Genomic DNA, 17,324 nt, shown 5'->3' with positions numbered 1-17,324 from the left:
CACAGTGCAAATGCACGGACAGGAGGGAATATGAGCGAATTCAGAACGGAAACCGACAGCCTCGGGGACGTCCAGGTACCTGCTGATGCGCTCTGGGGCGCTCAAACCCAGCGGGCGGTGGAAAACTTCCCGGTCAGTGGCCAGCCAATGCCTCAGCCGTTTATTGCCGCCGTTGCCCAGATCAAGCGCGCAGCCGCCGAGGCCAATACCAGCCTGGGCCTGCTCGACAACGATCTGCGGGATGCGATCTTCCAGGCTTGCGAAGATCTGGTCAAGGGCGAATACGCAGATCAGTTTCCGGTAGACCGCTACCAGACCGGCTCGGGCACCAGCACCAATATGAATGTCAACGAGGTGATCGCCAGTATCGCCCGCAACGCAGGCTTCGAGGTGCACCCGAACGATCACGTGAACATGAGCCAGAGCTCCAACGACGTGATTCCAACGGCGATCCACGTGAGTGCCGTGATTGCAGCCAAGGAGAAGCTACTGCCGGCGCTGTCGCATCTTTGCGGTGTGATCTACGAGCAGGAAGCGGCATTTTCCAGCCAGGTAAAAACCGGCCGCACCCACCTGATGGATGCCATGCCGGTGACCCTCGGCCAGGAGTTGAAAACCTGGCGCGAACAGCTTCTGGCCGTGGAAAAGCGGGTAGAAGCCGCAGCTGATGAGCTGTTGGCCGTTCCCCAGGGCGGCACCGCGGTGGGTACCGGAATCAATGCGCTCCCGGAATTTCCGGGCCAGTTCGTCAAGTTCCTGCGGGCCAACACCGGCTATCCCTTTACGTCGCTCGATCACAAATTCACCGGCCAGAGCGCGGTGGATGCCCCGGTGGCCCTCTCCGCACAATTGCGCGGTGCAGCCATCGTGCTGACCAAGATCGCCAACGATCTACGCTGGATGAACAGCGGCCCTATTCACGGCCTGGCTGAAATCAGTCTTCCGGCATTGCAACCGGGCAGCAGTATCATGCCGGGCAAGGTCAATCCGGTCATCCCGGAGTCCGTGGCCATGGTTGGCGCCCAGGTGATGGGGCTGGACAGCGCCGTGGCCATTGCCGGTCAGTCCGGTAATTTCCAGCTCAACGTCATGCTCCCTCTGGTGGGCGGCAACCTGCTGGACATGACCGATTTGCTCGCCAATGCGGCCATCATGCTGGCGGACAAGGCGATCAAGGATTTCACGGTCAATGCCGACAACCTGAACGCAGGTGTGGGCAAGAATCCCGTACTGGTGACAGCGCTTAATCCCGAGATCGGCTACAGCCTGGCGGCAGACATCGCCAAGGAAGCGTATAAAACGGGCCGGCCAGTCATCGATGTGGCGGAGGAACGCAGCGGCCTGAGCCGGGAGCGGCTCGAGGAGTTGATGGATCCGCTCAAGCTGACCCGGCGCGGTATCGCCTGATCGGTCGTTTCAGAGGGGCGCAAACGCTTGCTGATCATCCTGGAGCTGTTTGTGATGCTGGTGCTGGCCAACGGCACGCCGGTGGTTGCGGCCGGGCTGCTGAAAAACCGCTGGTCGGCCCCGGTGGACGGCGGTCGACTGCTGTCCGATGGTCGCCCCGTATTTGGTGAAAGCAAAACCTGGCGGGGTGTTGTATCCGGTGCACTGGCTTGCGGGCTTTTTGCGCTGTTTACCGGGCTGGGATTCGTGTTCGGGCTTCTGTTCGGCCTGCTGGGGCTGGGAGGAGATCTTCTGAGCAGCTTCATGAAGCGTCGAATGGGTTTGGCATCAAGTGCCCGGGCTGTCGGGCTGGATCAGATCCCGGAAGCCCTCCTGCCCATGCTGCTGGCGATGTGGTGGCTGCCGGTGAGCCTGTGGGTAGTGTTGGTTGTCGTGGTGGTTTTTACCCTGTCCAACATCTATGGCTCACCGCTGCTCTACCGTCTCGGTATACGCCGGCAGCCCCACTAAACCGGGCCGCGAGTCAGGGTGTGAAGGGTTACTTCCGGCGGGCAGTTCAGGCGAACGTTTACCACGGACGTTCCGGAACCCGGTGAGGTGTAGCCCTGCATGCCATTCATCCGCCAGTAACCTCGACCGAGTGTGCGCGGGCAGTCAGAGTCGAGAGTCACCGGTATACCTCCGGGCAGGCAGATCTGGCCGCCGTGTGTGTGTCCGCAGAGAAAGACGTCGTAGCCGGCGTGGGCAGCCTCGCGCCAGATCTCCGGCGTATGGCTGAGGAGGATGCTGGTGCCTCCCGCAGGGATATTGTCCCCCGCCTGGTGCAGGTTGTGGACCTTGAAGAAGTGGGCGTCGTCCACACCCGCGAGGTACAGGGTCTGGCCTCCCCGTTCAATGGGCGCCATTTCGTTCATCAGCAGTTGGTAACCCATGTCTTCCAATGCCGGTACCATGCGAACGCTGTCGTGGTTACCCAGAACCGCATAGGGCTTGCTTTTTATACCGTCCCTCAGCCGCGCCATGCCGTCCAGGGCGCCCTCAATCGGGCCCCACGTGAGTTTCCGGTAGTCGCCGGTCAACACGCACAGATCGTAGTCTAACGGTTCGATCTGGCGCAGGACTGCCTGCAGGTTGGCTTCGTCCATGTCTACGTGCAGGTCGGTCAGATGCAGAATGCGAAAGCCCTCGAAGGCTTCCGGCAGGCCGGGAAGCTGGAAATGATTGTGCACGGTGTTCAGACGCCGGCTGTTGCTCTGGCCCCGGCCCCAAAGGCCAACCATGCGCAAACAGGTACGGATAAAGCCGGGCGCGGTGGCCCAGTTTTCCAGATGGAATGAGCTGTGATCCTGCCCGAATACCTTCGCTTCAGCTTCCCGTTCAATGCCGAGCCTCTGGCGGGCGTGAACAGGGCCGAGCCTCAGGCTCAGGCGGTATTCCAGGAGTTCATCCTGGTTCTCCGGTGTACGAGCCCTTGCCGTCATTTTTCTTCCCTTATATGCCGAGCCGGGCATGGCCGATGTGCTAAGTGGCAAACCCTGTCTGTCATTATGGATGGCCCTCGAAGGTATGCAACCAAAACGACACAATGTTCATGTTTGATGACACACTGGCGGTGAAACCGGCGGAGCAACAGACTCAGGAGATTTATGACGGAACCATCGAGTGATGACAGGCTGTCGTTCAGCCAGATTTTCCTGCTGTTCCTTCGGCTGGGGCTGACGTCGTTTGGTGGTCCGGCAGCGCATCTCGGATTCTTTCACGATGAATTTGTCAAACGTCGGCGGTGGCTCTCAGACAGTGCCTACGCAGAAGTTGTGGCCCTCTGCCAGTTGCTGCCGGGACCGGCTTCCAGCCAGGTCGGTCTAACCATCGGGTTCCTGCGCGGCCATTACCGCGGCGGACTCGCAGCGTGGCTGGGGTTCACCCTGCCATCGGCGGTGATCATGATTGGTCTTGCGTTGGGGTTGAACGCCTGGCCAGAGGCCAGCAGTGGCGGCTGGGTACAGGGTCTCAAGTTGTTTGTGGTGGCGGTGGTGGCCAAGGCGGTCTGGCAGATGGGAACAACCCTGTGCCCGGACCGTCCCCGAATCGCCATGGCGTTGCTGGTAGCGGTGAGCCTTCTGATGATGGGCGAAACCTGGATGCAGATACTGGCGTTGGTCATTGCCGGGGCTGTGGGTTCCTTTCTGGGGTTGGGGAGCGGAGAGGCATCTGAGCCGCTGCATGTGCCACTGCAATCCCGGAAACCTGCGCTTTTTGCGGGGGCCTTTTTGATTCTGTTGTTGGTTTCCTTTCTGCCTCAGGCCACCGGCAGTCTTGGCTGGATAGGCGCTGAAATGTACCGGGCCGGTGCCCTGGTGTTTGGCGGCGGACATGTAGTGCTGCCCTGGCTGCAGGAGGGCTTCGTGGCCTCCGGTGCCATGCCGGCGGACACTTTCCTGGCGGGGTATGGCGTTGCCCAGGCTATGCCGGGACCGCTGTTTTCCTTTTCAGGATTTCTGGGTGGTTCACAGGCCGGTGTTCTCGGTGGTGTGATTGCGGTACTGGCTGTGTTCCTCCCGGGAACCCTGCTTGTATTCGCCGGTCTTCCCCTATGGAGCTGGCTTCGGGAGCATCGTCGCGCCCGGTCAGCGCTGGCCGGCGTGAATGCAGGCGTGGTGGGGTTGTTGCTGGCGGCTCTCTACGATCCGGTCTGGGTCTCCGCCGTCCATGGTGCGCATGATCTGGCACTCGTGCTCGCCATTTGGGTCTGTCTCGCTGTCTGGCGGGTTCCGGTCTGGGTACTGGCGCCGCTGAGTGCGCTGGCTGGAGTGATCCTGCTGTCCTGATCAACGTACATATAATCCCTTCTTCCTGAGCCGGCACATGGGTTGGCAAATCGGCAGGTTTCCAGCCACAATCGAGCGGTTAAAGGCAGATAATTCGAACGCAGAGGTTACCATGACGACATCCTGCAGTATCCCGGGTCTCAACGTACCACGTAGTCGTTTTCCTGATCCTGAACAGGACCTGCCGGCGGCCGAGGGCGAACAGCGTGTCGTGCTGGCTGGCGGCTGTTTCTGGTGTGTGGAAGCCGTTTTCCTGGCCATCGATGGCGTAACCAGTGTTGAGTCCGGTTACGCTGGCGGTCACGCCAGCTCTGCCAATTATGAGGCCGTATGCTCAGGTACTACCGGCCACGCAGAAGTGGTGGATGTTCACTATGATCCCGCCAGGGTCAGTTTTGGCGAACTGCTGAAGGTGTTCTTCTCGGTTGCTCACGATCCCACCCAGTTGAACCGCCAGGGCAACGACCGGGGCACCCAGTACCGCTCGGCTGTGTTCTACGAGACTGCCGAACAGCGGCGGGTAGCCGAGGCCTACATCCACCAGCTCAATCAGGCCGAGGTGTACCCGGATCCGATAGTGACCACGCTGGAGCCGCTGGAGGCATTTTACCCGGCAGAAGAGTACCACCAGAATTTTGCTGCCCGGAATCCCTACCAGCCATACATCATGGCCGTGGCCGCCCCGAAAATGGAAAAGCTTGTAGACAGCTATCCTGATCGCCTGAAGCCGGAATTTACAGACAACGACGCAGGCAGCACCGCCTGAGGAGGCAGACTATGGGAGTTTCCGCTGTAGGTTATGACCTGACACCACTAAACGAAGCACAGGTTGAGGAGAAAGCTGCGGATCTGACATCGGAAGAGCGGCGCGTGCTGCTCGACCATGGCACCGAGCATCCGTTTTGCGGAACCTTGCTGGATAACAAAAAAGCCGGTGTTTACCACTGCCGGCTTTGCGATCTGCCTTTGTTCAGCTCGGACTCGAAGTTTGACTCGGGAACCGGCTGGCCGAGTTTCTTCCAGCCCTTTGATCCGGAGCATATCCGATACATTGAGGACACAAGTCTTGGCATGACCCGCACCGAAATCCGCTGTCCCCGTTGCGACAGCCATCTCGGCCATGTCTTTCCTGACGGCCCGCCGCCAACCGGGCAGCGCTACTGCCTGAACTCGGTTGCCATGGTGTTTCAGGAAAACGCCTGAGACGAAAAAAGGGGGCCGCAGGGCCCCCGATTCTATTTATTGCCGCCTGTCACAGTCGCCACGTAGTGTGCTACCGCATTTATCTGTTCCTCAGACAGCGACTCGTTGAACGCCGGCATGACACCCACCCCGCTGGTTACGGCATTGACCACCTGTTCCATCGTGGGTTTGAGTTCATCGAGATCCGGGCCGATTGCACCAGCCGAACCGGCGTCCGCCAGGGTGTGGCATATGGTGCAGGAAGGTTGAGCCTCCTGAGTGAATACCTGTTTCCCCTTGTCAAAGTCGCTGGCCATCGTCAGGGGCGACAGTCCGATCAGAGCTATGGCGCCCAGTACTGCAGTTTTTCTCATATCATTGCTTTCCGGATAGGTCGGAGCCGCCTTACTCCCGGGTCGGCTCCGCCAATGATCAACTGATGGCAACCGTGACTCCGTGGTCGCTCCAGCCATTGTGACCGTAGCCACGTTCATTCTCGGTCCGACCCTCAGGCTGGGTGTTGCCCTGCACGTCGGTCGCCCGGCTGACAATACGGTGCTCTCCGGCCGCGAGATCCGCTGCCAGGACAAACGGCCTCCAGGCATAGGGGCCAAGGTCCGGTCCCAGGAAACGAGCCTGTTTCCAGGTTTTACCACCATCCACTGAAACGTCGACTTTTTCGAGCGGAACAGTGCCACCGAAAGCGACGCCATAAATCATATTGCGACCGTTCTGACCGCTTTCCAGAGGCGATGTTACCCAGGATTTGACGTTCATTTCCCACATGGAAGGCTGATCCGGGGCGCCTTTCACGCCGACATCACGAACCCGGTAGCCTGAAGCCTGGATCTTGGCGTCCGTCTGGTTTTCGGTGAAGGCAAGGTTCTTGACGTACTTCACGTTGTTCACGCCGTAGTAACCCGGCACAACCATTCTTAGCGGGCCACCGTGCGTGTGGGTCAGAGGCTCGTCATTCATTTCCCAGGCCAGCAATGCGGTTTCCATGGCACGGGTGGGAACGGAACGTTCCACGATAATCGTTTTCGGGTCCAGGCCGTCGGGAAGTGTCTCGCCGCCGGTGCTGGTGATGTACCGTGTACCGTCAACAGGGCCGCCAAGAGCCTCCACAACATCTTTCAGCGGTACACCGGTCCACATGATGCAGCCCGCAGCGCCAACAGACCATTGGGTACCACTCGCGCCATGGGGGAAGAAGGCGCGACCGTTACCGGAACATTGTAATACGGAGGCAACGGTGGTAACCCCCATCTGTTTCAGGTCGCCGACCGTCAGGGTTCGGGGATTTTTCACGCCCTCGATCCGCACCTCCCAGACATCGGGGTTATCGGTTACCGAGGCTGGTGGCGCGGGCAGGTTATTACGAACGAACAAGCGGTCACTTGAGGTAATAACGCCATTGCCGATGGCCCCCCGTTGGGTTTCCATCGTGTTTGCGCTGTGAACAATCAGGGCGTTGCGTTCTTTCCAGGCGGCGTAATCCGGGAGTGATTTTGGTTCATCGGCTTTGGCAAGGGGCGTAAATCCCAGCACGCTTACCGCGGCCATGGCGCCGGCACTGCCAAGTAGCAGGGTGCGGCGGGAGGGGTTCTGAAGGCCCGGGTCATTCGGGCCGCGCATCAGCGCTGATTCCTGCTTCATTATCCGTCTCCTTCTTAGGGTTGTCGTCGGACGGTGGGACTGCTTTTTCAATTCTTCGCGGTTATATCCTTATATCTTATAGGTAATGGTTAAAAATTAATCAATACTTTTGTGTGTTATTCAACGGGTTTTTCAGTCGCTATAATTCGCCCCCTATTGAACGCGCAGCAACGAGGCCGCGAACGAACCCGGGAAACAGAGAAGGGTAGCTGAGATGATTCGATTGAAGATGAATCCGCTAACGGAGTCAGCAACGCTTCTTCGGCGGGCGGGTGTGGTTCTGGGCAGTGTCGGATTGACAGCACTCTTTTCCCTGTTGGTTTTGCTGAGGGCGCTGTTCGGGAGGTTGAACCGGCCCATCGTCGACAAATACTGCCGCGAGTGGTCGGCCTCGCTGTTACGATTGGTTCGTGCCAGCCTCACCGTACGCGGGCAAGTGCCTGATTTCGGCGACGGGCGCCGGTACATCATCATGTGCACTCATGCCAGCCACTATGATATTCCGGTCACCTTCGTATCGTTGCCGGGATCGATCCGTATGCTGGCAAAAAAGGAGCTGTTCAGTATCCCGCTGCTGGGGCGGGCCATGCGTGCAGCGGAATTCCCCTCAGTAGACCGCTCCAATCGGCAACGTGCAGTCAGGGATCTGGAGAAGGCGCGGGCGATGATGGAAAGTGGAATCGTGCTCTGGGCCGCGCCCGAGGGAACCCGCTCGCCGGACGGAAAACTTCTGCCTTTCAAGAAAGGCTGTTTTCACCTGGCGCTGGATACTGAGGCGGTGATCGTGCCGGTGGCCGTGCGGGGTATCCACCGTGTTTTACCGGCCCGCACCTGGCAGATCAACCTCGGGCAGCCGGTGGATGTGAGGGTAGGAGAACCGCTGGATACGGCAGGAAAGACCAAAGCCGACCTGGACGAAGTCATGACCGAGGTGCGCGCAAGGCTGACGGAGCTGTTGGGAGACGGTGAAGCCGGTTAGCACCGGCCTCACATCGGCACGCAGATCAGGCCGTACCGGCAGCCACCAGCGTGGAGAGCAGATAGCCGGTATAGGCCACGTACACCAGCACCAGGATGCCACCATCCACACGGCTCACCAGTTTTCGCCATCCGGTAAGCCCGTAACCCATCAGGAACAGACCCACCGTGAGCGCCAGCATCAGCGTCCAGTCACGGTAGAGCACTTCCGGGTCCACCGCGAGGGGTTCGATAACAGCCGCGAGACCCACCACGGCGAGGGTGTTGAAAATGCCCGACCCCAGAATATTGCCCAGGATCAGGTCGTGTTCGTTCTTTTTGACCGCGGCCAGAGCCGAGGCGAGTTCGGGCAGGGAAGTGCCGATGGCAACGATGGTGAGACCGATCACCAGATCGCTGACTCCAAGGCTCTGGGCAATCGTGACGGCACCCCAGACCAGCATCCGGGAGCTGACGATCAGCAGTACCAGGCCAATTACCAGCCAGATCACGGCGGTTTTCAGGGGCATGGGGTGCGCAATGATCTCGGCGTCGGCATCACCGGCCAGGGGGTCTGCCTTGCCTTTCAGGCCCTGGAAGATTGACCAGCCCATAACCACTGCAAATACCGCCAGCAACACCCAGCCATCCATACGTGAAAGTTGCCCGTCGAGCAGCTGGGCGCCGGCAATGAGGGTGAGCACGATCAGCAGCGGCAGTTCTTTACGGATTACCTGGGAGTGCACCGCGATGGGCGCGATGATGGCTGTCAGGCCGACAATGAGCGCAATGTTGGTAATGTTGGAGCCATAGCCGTTACCCAGTGCCAGCCCGGGATTGCCATCGGAGGCTGCCATGGCAGACACGGCCAGTTCCGGTGCCGAGGTACCGAAACCGATAATCACCATGCCGATCAGCAGGGTGGGCATGCCGAGATGTTTGGCGGTCGCCGCGGCGCCCTCCACAAATTTATCGGCACTCCAGACCAGGAGGACCAGGCCGGCGATGATTGCGCCAAATGCCATTAGCATAGATAGACCTCAGTTGATGAAACGCCCGAGCATGTAGACACCGGCGTAGCCCAGGGTATAGGCCGCCAGAAGGTGTGCAAGATACCGCATATAGGCGGCAAAGGTCAGCCCCGGAATCTTGCTCATTGCCACTATACCGGCGGCTGAGCCAATCACCAGGAGCGATCCACCCACACCCACGGCATAGGTCAGGCCCATCCACTCGCCGGGGCTCATGTCGATGCCGGCCTTCAGCAGGGCCGCCGTCAGAGGCACGTTATCGATAACGGCCGAGAAGATGCCCATCAGGTAATTGGCGTACAGCGGCGGCAGGATGTCGTAAATCGCCACCAGCGAATCCAGCGCATGGATCTCCTTGAGCATGCCCACCAGCAGGAGGATGCCGAGAAAGAACAGGAGCGTTTCAAACTCGATGATGCGGATGTACTCGAGAATCGGGTCCAGATCGGAGTCGTCACTCATGAATCGAGACACCAGGAACATGATGGACAGGCCGAACAGAAAGGTCAGTACCGGTGGAATCCCGAACAGGGCATTACCGGCAATGGTGCTCAGGATTGTTAACAAAAACAGCCCGCTGATGATCGCGTCCACCCGTCGCACCGGGGTGGTGTTGGAGCGCAGTGTCACGGTTCCTGTGAGCCCTCGCGACAGGAAAACCGCAAGGATGAAAACGGTGATCGAGGCCGGAATGGCCAGGGTTAGAAGGGTCAGTATTTCAACCTTTTCCGCCAGGAAAATCATCAACGTAGTGACGTCGCCGGTGATCAGAGAAACACCTCCCGAGTTGACCGCAAACACAACCAGCGTGACGAACTGGATACGTTTTTTCAGCTCCAGATCGAGAGACAGAATCAGCGAACATGAGACTAAAGTGGCGGTGATATTGTCTGCTAAAGAGGAGAAAATGAAACAAAAAAGACCGGTCAGGAATAGTAGCCGTCGCTCGCTTACCTGCTTCGGCATGATCAGGTAAATCACGTTTTCGATCATACCCTTCTTGTTCAGGTAGGCGACAAACGTCATGGCTGCGACCAGAAACAGCCACAGCCCGGCGATTTCGGCGATGCTCTCGGACAGACCATCGGAAATGGCAGACGTTTCACCAGCGTTATCACTGAACAGGAACAGCAGCATCCAGCTCATGGTGCCAAAGAACAGCGTTACCTTGGCCTTGTTGATGTGGATGACCTCTTCAAATATGACGCCAAGCAGTGCCAGAACCGCGAGCATAATCAGAAACGCATCAAGGGCAGACATTGGGGAAATCCCGTCCTGGTTTGTCAAAGTGGAGGCCTGAGCCGGCCAGACAGATCACGTGGGCGGATTGGATTTTAGACCTTTGACCCGTAGCAAACCACTGTTCGTAAGTGCACGTATCTGCCCCTGAAGCAATTAGATGCCGAAGAAAGACGCAACGATTGACAATCGCAATTTATTATCCCGGCAAAAATCGGGATAATTGCGCGCACATTCAGACCGGAAGCAGACGGCGGCGCCGTTTACCTCGCGCCCGGCCGGCTTCCGACAGGCTCTCTTGCTGATCGTGAGAGGGCAAAAGGCTCAACACTAGCTAGGGTGAAAACCAATGGCCGTTAGACAGGCAGACGTAGTGCTGGTCGGCGGTGGCGTCATGAGCGCCACTCTCGGCATGATGCTCAGGCAGCTTGATCCGTCCCTGGACATCGTCATGGTGGAGCGTCTCGACCACGTTGCCCATGAGAGCACAGACGGATGGAACAACGCAGGTACCGGGCATGCCGGGTACTGTGAGCTTAACTACACTCCCGAGACCGGTGATGGCGATGTCACCATCGATCGGGCCCTGCAGATCAACGCCCAGTTCGAGGTGTCACTGCAGCTGTGGTCCTACCTTGTGGAGCAGGGCATCCTGCCCGAACCCTCCAGCTTTATTAACCGCACACCGCATCAGAGCTTTGTCTGGGGCGAGAAGGATGTGGCCTTCCTCAAGCGTCGTTATGAACGCCTGAGTGCCCATCACCTGTTCCGCGACATGGAATATACAGAGTCCCCGAAGGATCTCGAGGAATGGATGCCGCTGATCGTCAATAACCGGGACCCCATGCAGCGGGTTGCCGCGACCCGGATCAAGCACGGTTCCGATGTGGATTTCGGCTCTCTTACCCGCAGCATGGTGAGCTGGCTGGAAACTCAGCCGAATTTCGAGCTGATGCTCAGCTCACCGGTGCACTACATCGACCAGCGGGATAACGGCCGATGGAAGATCCGCGTCAAGAACCAGAAGACCGGCGAGCTGACCAAGCTCGAAACCGGCTTCGTGTTCCTCGGCGCCGGCGGTGGCGCGTTGCCGCTGCTGCAGAAATCCGGTATCGACGAAGCCCGGGGCTACGGTGGCTTCCCGGTGAGCGGTCAGTGGCTGGTGTGTGGCAAGCCCGACATCGTCAAGCAGCATAACTCCAAGGTATACGGCAAGGCGCCGATCGGGGCACCGCCCATGTCGGTACCGCACCTCGATACCCGCATCATTAATGGCGAGCCGGCCCTTCTGTTTGGCCCCTTCGCCGGTTTCACTACCCGCTTCCTGAAACAGGGCTCGATCTTTGATCTGATTGGTTCGGTGAAGCCCACCAACCTGAAGCCCATGCTCTCGGTGAGCAAGAGCAACATGGACCTGACACGCTATCTCATCGGTGAAGTGTTCCAGTCCCACGGTGACCGGGTGGCATCGCTGCGCAACTTCTTCCCGGACGCCATGGAAGAGGATTGGCAGTTGCGCATGGCCGGCCAGCGCGTCCAGATCATCAAGCAGGTCGATGGTGGCGGTGGCAAGCTTGAGTTCGGCACCGAAATTGTGGCGGCAAAAGATGGAACGCTGGCGGCGCTGCTGGGTGCTTCGCCCGGAGCCTCCACCGCAGCCAATGCCATGATCAACGTGATCGAGCGCTGTTTCCCGGAGAAGATCAAGACGCCGGAGTGGCAGGAACGGATGAAAGAGCTTGTTCCGTCCTATGGCCAGTCCCTGGTAGAGGACGAAGCACTGCTTACCAAAGTTCGCGAGAGGACCCTGTCGACCCTGAAACTGGGCTGATATTCCCAATCGATCTAAGAAAGCCTAAGGCACTGCGATTGCTGGATTCACTCCCGGCTGTCGTAGTGCTTTTTGCGTTTCAAATGGGGGCGAAATTTGCGATTTCACAGCTAATGCGTAGGGTTATAAGTCAACCCTTATGAAAGGAGAGAGCCTGTGAGTGAGCAAAAGTACAATCCTGAGAAAGGGTATATTGCATTACTGGGCTGGAGCCTGAATGCGGTTGAAGCGGCCGACAAATTCGATCGTCGGTATGTTGTCGTGGCACCGGACTGGGCCGAAGCCTATTGCGAAGAGCATGACATTCCCTACGTGCCCTGGAATTTTGAGCGCCTGAATGACCGTTCGGTAGAAATTGCGCAGACCCTCAAGGAGATGGGCGTAGACGTTGCCATCCCGTTGTTTGAGGAGACTGTGGAGTGGGCAGGTGCCATTAACTCGGTGTTGATGGACAAGCCTCGTTTGCTCGGTCAGGCCATGCTGCTGCGTGACAAGGCCCTGATGAAACGCCGTGCCCAGCTCGGTGGTATCCGGGTGGGTATCTTCGAGGAAGCGCACGACAAGGGTGATGTTATCCGGTTCCTCAAGCGGGTTAACCAGACTCTGCTGAAACTGGATGGTGACCCCAACGATCCGATTCACCTCAAGGCCTTTGATAAGGCCGGCTGCCTTGGCCACCGGGTGATCCGTACGCCGGATGAAGTCGATACCATCCCGGAAGAAGAATTCCCGGTTTTGATGGAGTCGCACCTGGATGGCTGGGAGTTTGCGGTAGAGGCCTGGATTCACAACGGCAAGATCGCCTTCCTGAACATTTCCGAGTACGTGACGCTGGGCTATTCGGTATTTGTGCCCGCAACACCGGACCTGGAGAAGTATCGCGACCAGATTCGCGGCGAAATCGAGAAGCTGATCAAGACCTTCGATATCGAATTCGGGTTTATCCACCCGGAGTACTTCGTGACCAGCGACCGGACCATGTACTTTGGCGAGGTGGCCTATCGCCCACCGGGCTTCAAGGTATTCGAGCTGCTTGAGCGTGCCTATGGTTTCAACGCGTATCAGGGCATGATCCTGGCCTTTGACCCGAAGACCACGGAAGAGGAAATCAAGGCCTTCTTCCCGAAGGAAGTGGTGGATGCGAAGGGTTACGCCGGTTGTTTCGGTGTGTATCCGCGCCGCCGGGTTGTCAGCAAGCTGGAAATCCCGGACGAAACCGAAAATCACGAGTATTTCGAGTCCCACGAGCTGACTGCGCCGCTTGAAGAAACGGTCACCAAACGTACCGCTTTCGGTACCCACTGGGGGCTGGTGTATTTCTTCGGTGAAGACCCGTATGTCATGCGGGACCTCCTGAAACATCAGGAAGACCTCGATTTCTATGTATAATCAGGAGAAGCATTAACAACAACCGGGTTTGGTGCCAGGCCCTGAGGATTATCGTTTGAACGATCACCAATCGGGCAGCGCAGCGCCAGCTGTAAACCTTGACAAGCTGGCTCAACGCCTGGATGACGCCATTCAGGCTTTGGAAGAAAGCCGGTCTTTTACCAAGGCTGGCAAACTGCCGCGTGTGCTGGATATTGCCCGCCGGATCCTGCTGCAGCCGGATGGCTGCCGGATCATCGAGGAGCGCGCTGAGCGCCTTGAACTGGCGGGTGTCTTTGCCGGCACCGACTGGGCCGAACCCGGTATTCTCCTTCCCACGCTGACAACCTATTCGCTGCAGAGCCAGAATGCCGATACCGTCGTCATCGAGGCCTTCAGCGAATTGCGGCTGCTTGCCGTCGCCCGGGGCAGCTATCTGCATCCTTCGGTGTCGGCTGAACAGGCCCACCACTATCTGACCCAGGTTCTTGCCATCAACCTCGGCCTGCTGTTTGGCATGACCGGCGAGGCTGAGCGGGAGCAGGGCAAGCTCGCGCTGATCAGCCAGAACCTTGTGCAGTACGTGGCCCACCACATCGGCTACGAACATGTCATTGATAGTCTGATCGAGGAGATCTGGCGGATCCTTGAACAGCGACCGATCCAGGTATCGGACGTTCGCAAGATGATTACCCAGATTGCCCTTTGCCGGGCCGATCCGCAGGCCGATCTGGGCAGTGCCGGGCGCGGTGCCGACCGATTGATCTCCAGCCTCTATGGGCCCACCCGGGCGTGCAGTGAAGACCCCGGAACGGTGGTGTACGAGCAGCGGCTGGAAACCATGGACGCCCAGGCCCTGCAGAACGAAGCCACCGGGTTCGCCCGTTCCATGCACGATACCGGGCTGGTCTCGCCTTACCATGCCTCGTTCATACGTTTCATTCTGTTGGACCAGGACACCTTGCTGAGCGAGGCGCTGGGGCTGTCCAGTACCGGCCGGGATTGCCTGATGTGCTATCGGGAGCTGGTCCACACCCTGATTAAAGAAGGTATCTATCCGGAAACGGCACAGGGCATCTACGGCCTGGCGCTGCTGCTGGAGCGGGGTATTCTTTACCAGCCTCCTGTTGCGCCGGGTCTGTGGCGCCAGGCACGGCTCTCTCTGTGCCCCCATGCGCGGGAGCGACTTGAACTGGCCTATGGCTACCAACCGCAACCCAATGCCTGGCTGATTCAGGGCGTGTTGAACATGTTGGGCCAGCCTTTGGGCGTGGGGCAGGGCAACAATCCTACCTGCCAGTCGGCCCGTGCTCTCTCGATGTGGGCCTATAACGATCCGGATTATCTCTTGCAGATGGTTGCCTGGGCTGCCCGAGACAATGAGATCGTCATTCACTTTGAAGGCCAGCCGGTGTCGTCGGCCCGCAGTGTCGGCGGTGTCGCGTCCGAGGTAACCCTCGATCTGGATCCTGTCTCCCTGGTTGTAGTGCCGCATCTGGACCGCATTTATGTGGAGATGGGCCGGTTGTGCGTCGGCCGCCAGGGCGATCCCCACAAATGGGTGAACCCGGAGTTCCACGGCTGGTCTGCCGGGCGCGGATTTGCTATTAACGTGGATGTGGCCACTGGCAAGCTGCATGATCTGGAAGGCTTTATCCGGCATTTCTATGCCAGCTATCACCCCTACTACAACGGCAATCAGCCGCTGATCCACCCGCAGCCTGCGGGTATTGCAGTGACCGACAGTGCCGCCCGGTTTATCGGCTGGCACGCCATTACCATTCTCCGGGCCGCGCTCGACCCGGAAGGTGAGATGCGGATTTATTTCTTCAATCCCAATAACGACAGCGGCCAGAACTGGGGCGATGGAGTCAAAGTCAGTACCTCGGGCAACGGAGAGCGTTTTGGCGAGTCGTCGCTGCCTTTAGAACAGTTCACATCGCGACTGTACATCTTCCATTACGATCCCCTGGAGCGGGGGGAGCCTGCGGAAGTGAACGAGGATGCCCTTCGGCGCGTAACAGAGGGTGTGTATCGCAGTTGGGGTCTGGATCGCGTGCCGGCGGATGCTTTGCAGGCGGAGCCGCCCATAACCGATTGATCCCGGAACCTGCCGATCACCCGGAATCCACAGATCAAGAGGAAGGCCATGGCCAACGAACAGACCCCGGCCCGTAATGGGGCCGAGTTGTTTATCCGGGCGCTGGAAAACGAAGGCGTTGAATACATTTTCGCGGTGCCCGGTGAGGAGAATCTAGCCTTCCTTGAGGCTTTGAGGACCTCCAGTATTCAGCTGGTCCTCAACCGCCATGAACAGGCTGCCGGGTTCATGGCCGCCACCTACGGCCGCCTGACGGGGCGCGTGGGAGTCTGCCTTTCCACGCTCGGGCCCGGCGCCACCAACTTCGTGACTGCCGCCGCCTACGCCCAGCTGGGCGGTATGCCCATGATGATGATCTCGGGCCAGAAACCCATCAAGTCCTCCAAGCAGGGGCTATTCCAGATTCTGGATGTGGTGGACCTGATGCGTCCGCTCACCAAGTACACCCGGCAAATCAGCAATGCCAACACCATCCCCGCCAAGGTTCGGGAAGCTTTCCGCCTGGCCTCTGAAGAGCGCCCGGGTGCCGTGCATCTGGAGCTGCCGGAGGACATCGCCGATGAGGCGCCCGAATCCGATACCCATATCTTCAAACCCAGTGACGCCCGGCGGCCCTCGGCCAGCCCGAAAAGCCTGGAAATGGCGTGCGAAATGCTGCGCGAGGCCCGGCATCCGCTGATCATGATCGGCGCCGGCGCCAACCGGAAACGGGTTTCCCAGGCGTTGCTGCATCTCGTGAATGTCACCGGCATCCCGTTCTTCACCACCCAGATGGGCAAGGGCGTGGTGGATGAGCGACATCCGCGCTACCTGGGCAACGCTGCCCTGTCGGCCGGGGACTTCGTTCACTGTGCAATCGACCGCGCCGACCTGGTGATCAACGTGGGCCATGATGTGGTGGAAAAGCCACCTTTCTTCATGACCCCCGGCGGCAAGAAGGTCATTCATGTGAACTTCAGTGCGGCCGACGTGGACCCGGTGTACTTCCCCCAGCACGAGGTTGTCGGGGATATCGCCAACAGCGTGGAATACATGGCCGAGAACTGTGGCCAGTGCGCCAACCATGATTTCACCCGCCTGATGGAGGTGAAGGAGGCGGTGGATGCGCACCTGCAGGAACGAGCTGAAGACGATCGTTTCCCGGTGATCCCCCAACGCATTGTTCATGATGTGCGCCAGGTAATGCCCGATGACGGCATCATCACGCTCGACAACGGCATGTACAAACTCTGGTTTGCCCGCAATTACCGCGCCTACGACAACAATACGGTACTGCTCGACAACGCCCTGGCCTCCATGGGCGCCGGCTTGCCCAGCGGCATGATGGCCTCCATGCTGTATCCGGATCTGAAAGTGATGGCGATCTGTGGCGATGGTGGCTTCATGATGAACAGCCAGGAGCTGGAAACGGCGGTTCGACTGAACCTGAATCTGGTGGTCCTGATTATCAATGACAGTGCCTACGGCATGATCAAGTGGAAGCAGGGCCAGGAAGGCTACAGCGATTTCGGCCTGGATTATCGCAACCCGGATTTTGTCACCTATGCCCAATCCTATGGCGCCAAGGGTCACCGCGTGACCCGCACAGAGGACCTTCGGCCAACCCTGGAAGGTGCCCTGGCTGAAGGCGGTGTTCATGTGGTGGACGTGCCCGTGGATTACAGTGAAAACCGACGGGTGTTTGATGAGGAGCTGGCGGAACTGACCTGCAAACTCTGAGG

The 17,324-nt window shown here is 58.9% G+C and carries 15 protein-coding genes; 10 read left to right on the top strand and 5 right to left on the bottom strand.

Going from position 1 to position 17,324, the window contains the following annotated elements; all coding sequences use genetic code 11:
- Positions 1-30 precede the first annotated feature (30 nt).
- Positions 31-1,407, top strand: coding sequence for a class II fumarate hydratase (locus tag ACP86_RS06255; protein WP_053113087.1), 1,377 nt, complete (start codon positions 31-33; stop codon positions 1,405-1,407).
- A 27-nt stretch (positions 1,408-1,434) separates the two neighbouring features.
- Positions 1,435-1,917 carry a CDP-archaeol synthase gene (locus ACP86_RS06250; RefSeq protein ID WP_008171063.1) on the top strand — a complete coding sequence of 161 codons (483 nt, stop codon included), beginning with the start codon at positions 1,435-1,437 and terminating at the stop codon, positions 1,915-1,917.
- On the opposite strand, the gene ACP86_RS06245 is transcribed toward ACP86_RS06250, so the two are convergent.
- A complete protein-coding gene (locus tag ACP86_RS06245) occupies positions 1,914-2,888 on the bottom strand; it encodes a metallophosphoesterase (RefSeq protein ID WP_008171065.1) in 975 nt (324 codons plus the stop codon). The two genes, ACP86_RS06250 and ACP86_RS06245, sit on opposite strands and share 4 nt — an antisense overlap.
- Positions 2,889-3,053: 165 nt before the next feature.
- Between ACP86_RS06245 and chrA the strand changes: the two genes are divergently transcribed.
- From chrA to msrB, 3 genes are all read left to right on the top strand, one after another.
- A complete protein-coding gene (gene chrA / locus ACP86_RS06240) occupies positions 3,054-4,235 on the top strand; it encodes a chromate efflux transporter (RefSeq protein ID WP_053113086.1) in 1,182 nt (393 codons plus the stop codon).
- A gap of 112 nt (positions 4,236-4,347) precedes the next feature.
- Positions 4,348-5,001 (top strand): peptide-methionine (S)-S-oxide reductase MsrA, encoded by a 654-nt coding sequence (gene msrA / locus ACP86_RS06235; protein ID WP_008171069.1) that lies wholly within the window; start codon positions 4,348-4,350, stop codon positions 4,999-5,001.
- 11 nt (positions 5,002-5,012) lie between these two features.
- Positions 5,013-5,438, top strand: coding sequence for a peptide-methionine (R)-S-oxide reductase MsrB (gene msrB, locus ACP86_RS06230; protein WP_053113085.1), 426 nt, complete (start codon positions 5,013-5,015; stop codon positions 5,436-5,438).
- Positions 5,439-5,470: 32 nt separating this feature from the next.
- Here msrB and ACP86_RS06225 read toward each other — a convergent pair whose 3' ends face one another.
- Together ACP86_RS06225 and ACP86_RS06220 are read right to left on the bottom strand one after the other, a co-directional pair.
- Positions 5,471-5,791 carry a c-type cytochrome gene (locus tag ACP86_RS06225; protein WP_053113084.1) on the bottom strand — a complete coding sequence of 107 codons (321 nt, stop codon included), beginning with the start codon at positions 5,789-5,791 and terminating at the stop codon, positions 5,471-5,473.
- Positions 5,792-5,849: 58 nt separating this feature from the next.
- Positions 5,850-7,076 (bottom strand): sulfite oxidase, encoded by a 1,227-nt coding sequence (locus ACP86_RS06220; protein WP_053113083.1) that lies wholly within the window; start codon positions 7,074-7,076, stop codon positions 5,850-5,852.
- 214 nt (positions 7,077-7,290) lie between these two features.
- Here ACP86_RS06220 and ACP86_RS06215 point away from each other — a divergent pair, with 214 nt between their 5' ends.
- Positions 7,291-8,055: a lysophospholipid acyltransferase family protein gene (locus ACP86_RS06215; protein WP_053113082.1), complete on the top strand. Its 765-nt coding sequence runs from the start codon at positions 7,291-7,293 to the stop codon at positions 8,053-8,055.
- 25 nt (positions 8,056-8,080) lie between these two features.
- Here ACP86_RS06215 and ACP86_RS06210 read toward each other — a convergent pair whose 3' ends face one another.
- Together ACP86_RS06210 and nhaD are read right to left on the bottom strand one after the other, a co-directional pair.
- The gene (locus tag ACP86_RS06210; RefSeq protein WP_176443030.1) at positions 8,081-9,064 is read right to left on the bottom strand and encodes a calcium/sodium antiporter; all 984 of its coding nucleotides are present in this window, start codon (positions 9,062-9,064) and stop codon (positions 8,081-8,083) included.
- 9 nt (positions 9,065-9,073) lie between these two features.
- A complete protein-coding gene (gene nhaD / locus ACP86_RS06205) occupies positions 9,074-10,324 on the bottom strand; it encodes a sodium:proton antiporter NhaD (protein ID WP_053113081.1) in 1,251 nt (416 codons plus the stop codon).
- Positions 10,325-10,652: 328 nt separating this feature from the next.
- Here nhaD and mqo point away from each other — a divergent pair, with 328 nt between their 5' ends.
- The 4 genes from mqo to ACP86_RS06185 all read left to right on the top strand — a co-directional run bounded on the left by mqo (position 10,653) and on the right by ACP86_RS06185 (position 17,322).
- Complete coding sequence (gene mqo, locus ACP86_RS06200) at positions 10,653-12,134, top strand: malate dehydrogenase (quinone) (RefSeq protein WP_008171082.1); 1,482 nt, start codon at positions 10,653-10,655, stop codon at positions 12,132-12,134.
- A gap of 156 nt (positions 12,135-12,290) precedes the next feature.
- Positions 12,291-13,523 carry an ATP-grasp domain-containing protein gene (locus ACP86_RS06195; RefSeq protein WP_053113080.1) on the top strand — a complete coding sequence of 411 codons (1,233 nt, stop codon included), beginning with the start codon at positions 12,291-12,293 and terminating at the stop codon, positions 13,521-13,523.
- Between the two features lie 55 nt (positions 13,524-13,578).
- Positions 13,579-15,603 carry a hypothetical protein gene (locus tag ACP86_RS06190; protein ID WP_053115475.1) on the top strand — a complete coding sequence of 675 codons (2,025 nt, stop codon included), beginning with the start codon at positions 13,579-13,581 and terminating at the stop codon, positions 15,601-15,603.
- A 48-nt stretch (positions 15,604-15,651) separates the two neighbouring features.
- Positions 15,652-17,322: an acetolactate synthase large subunit gene (locus ACP86_RS06185; RefSeq protein WP_008171088.1), complete on the top strand. Its 1,671-nt coding sequence runs from the start codon at positions 15,652-15,654 to the stop codon at positions 17,320-17,322.
- Positions 17,323-17,324: the final 2 nt, after the last annotated feature.

This window comes from Marinobacter sp. CP1 (genome assembly GCF_001266795.1).
GTDB lineage: Bacteria > Pseudomonadota > Gammaproteobacteria > Pseudomonadales > Oleiphilaceae > Marinobacter > Marinobacter flavimaris.
Note: the sequence above shows the minus strand (reverse complement) of the source record. Positions and strands in the feature narration are given on the sequence as shown.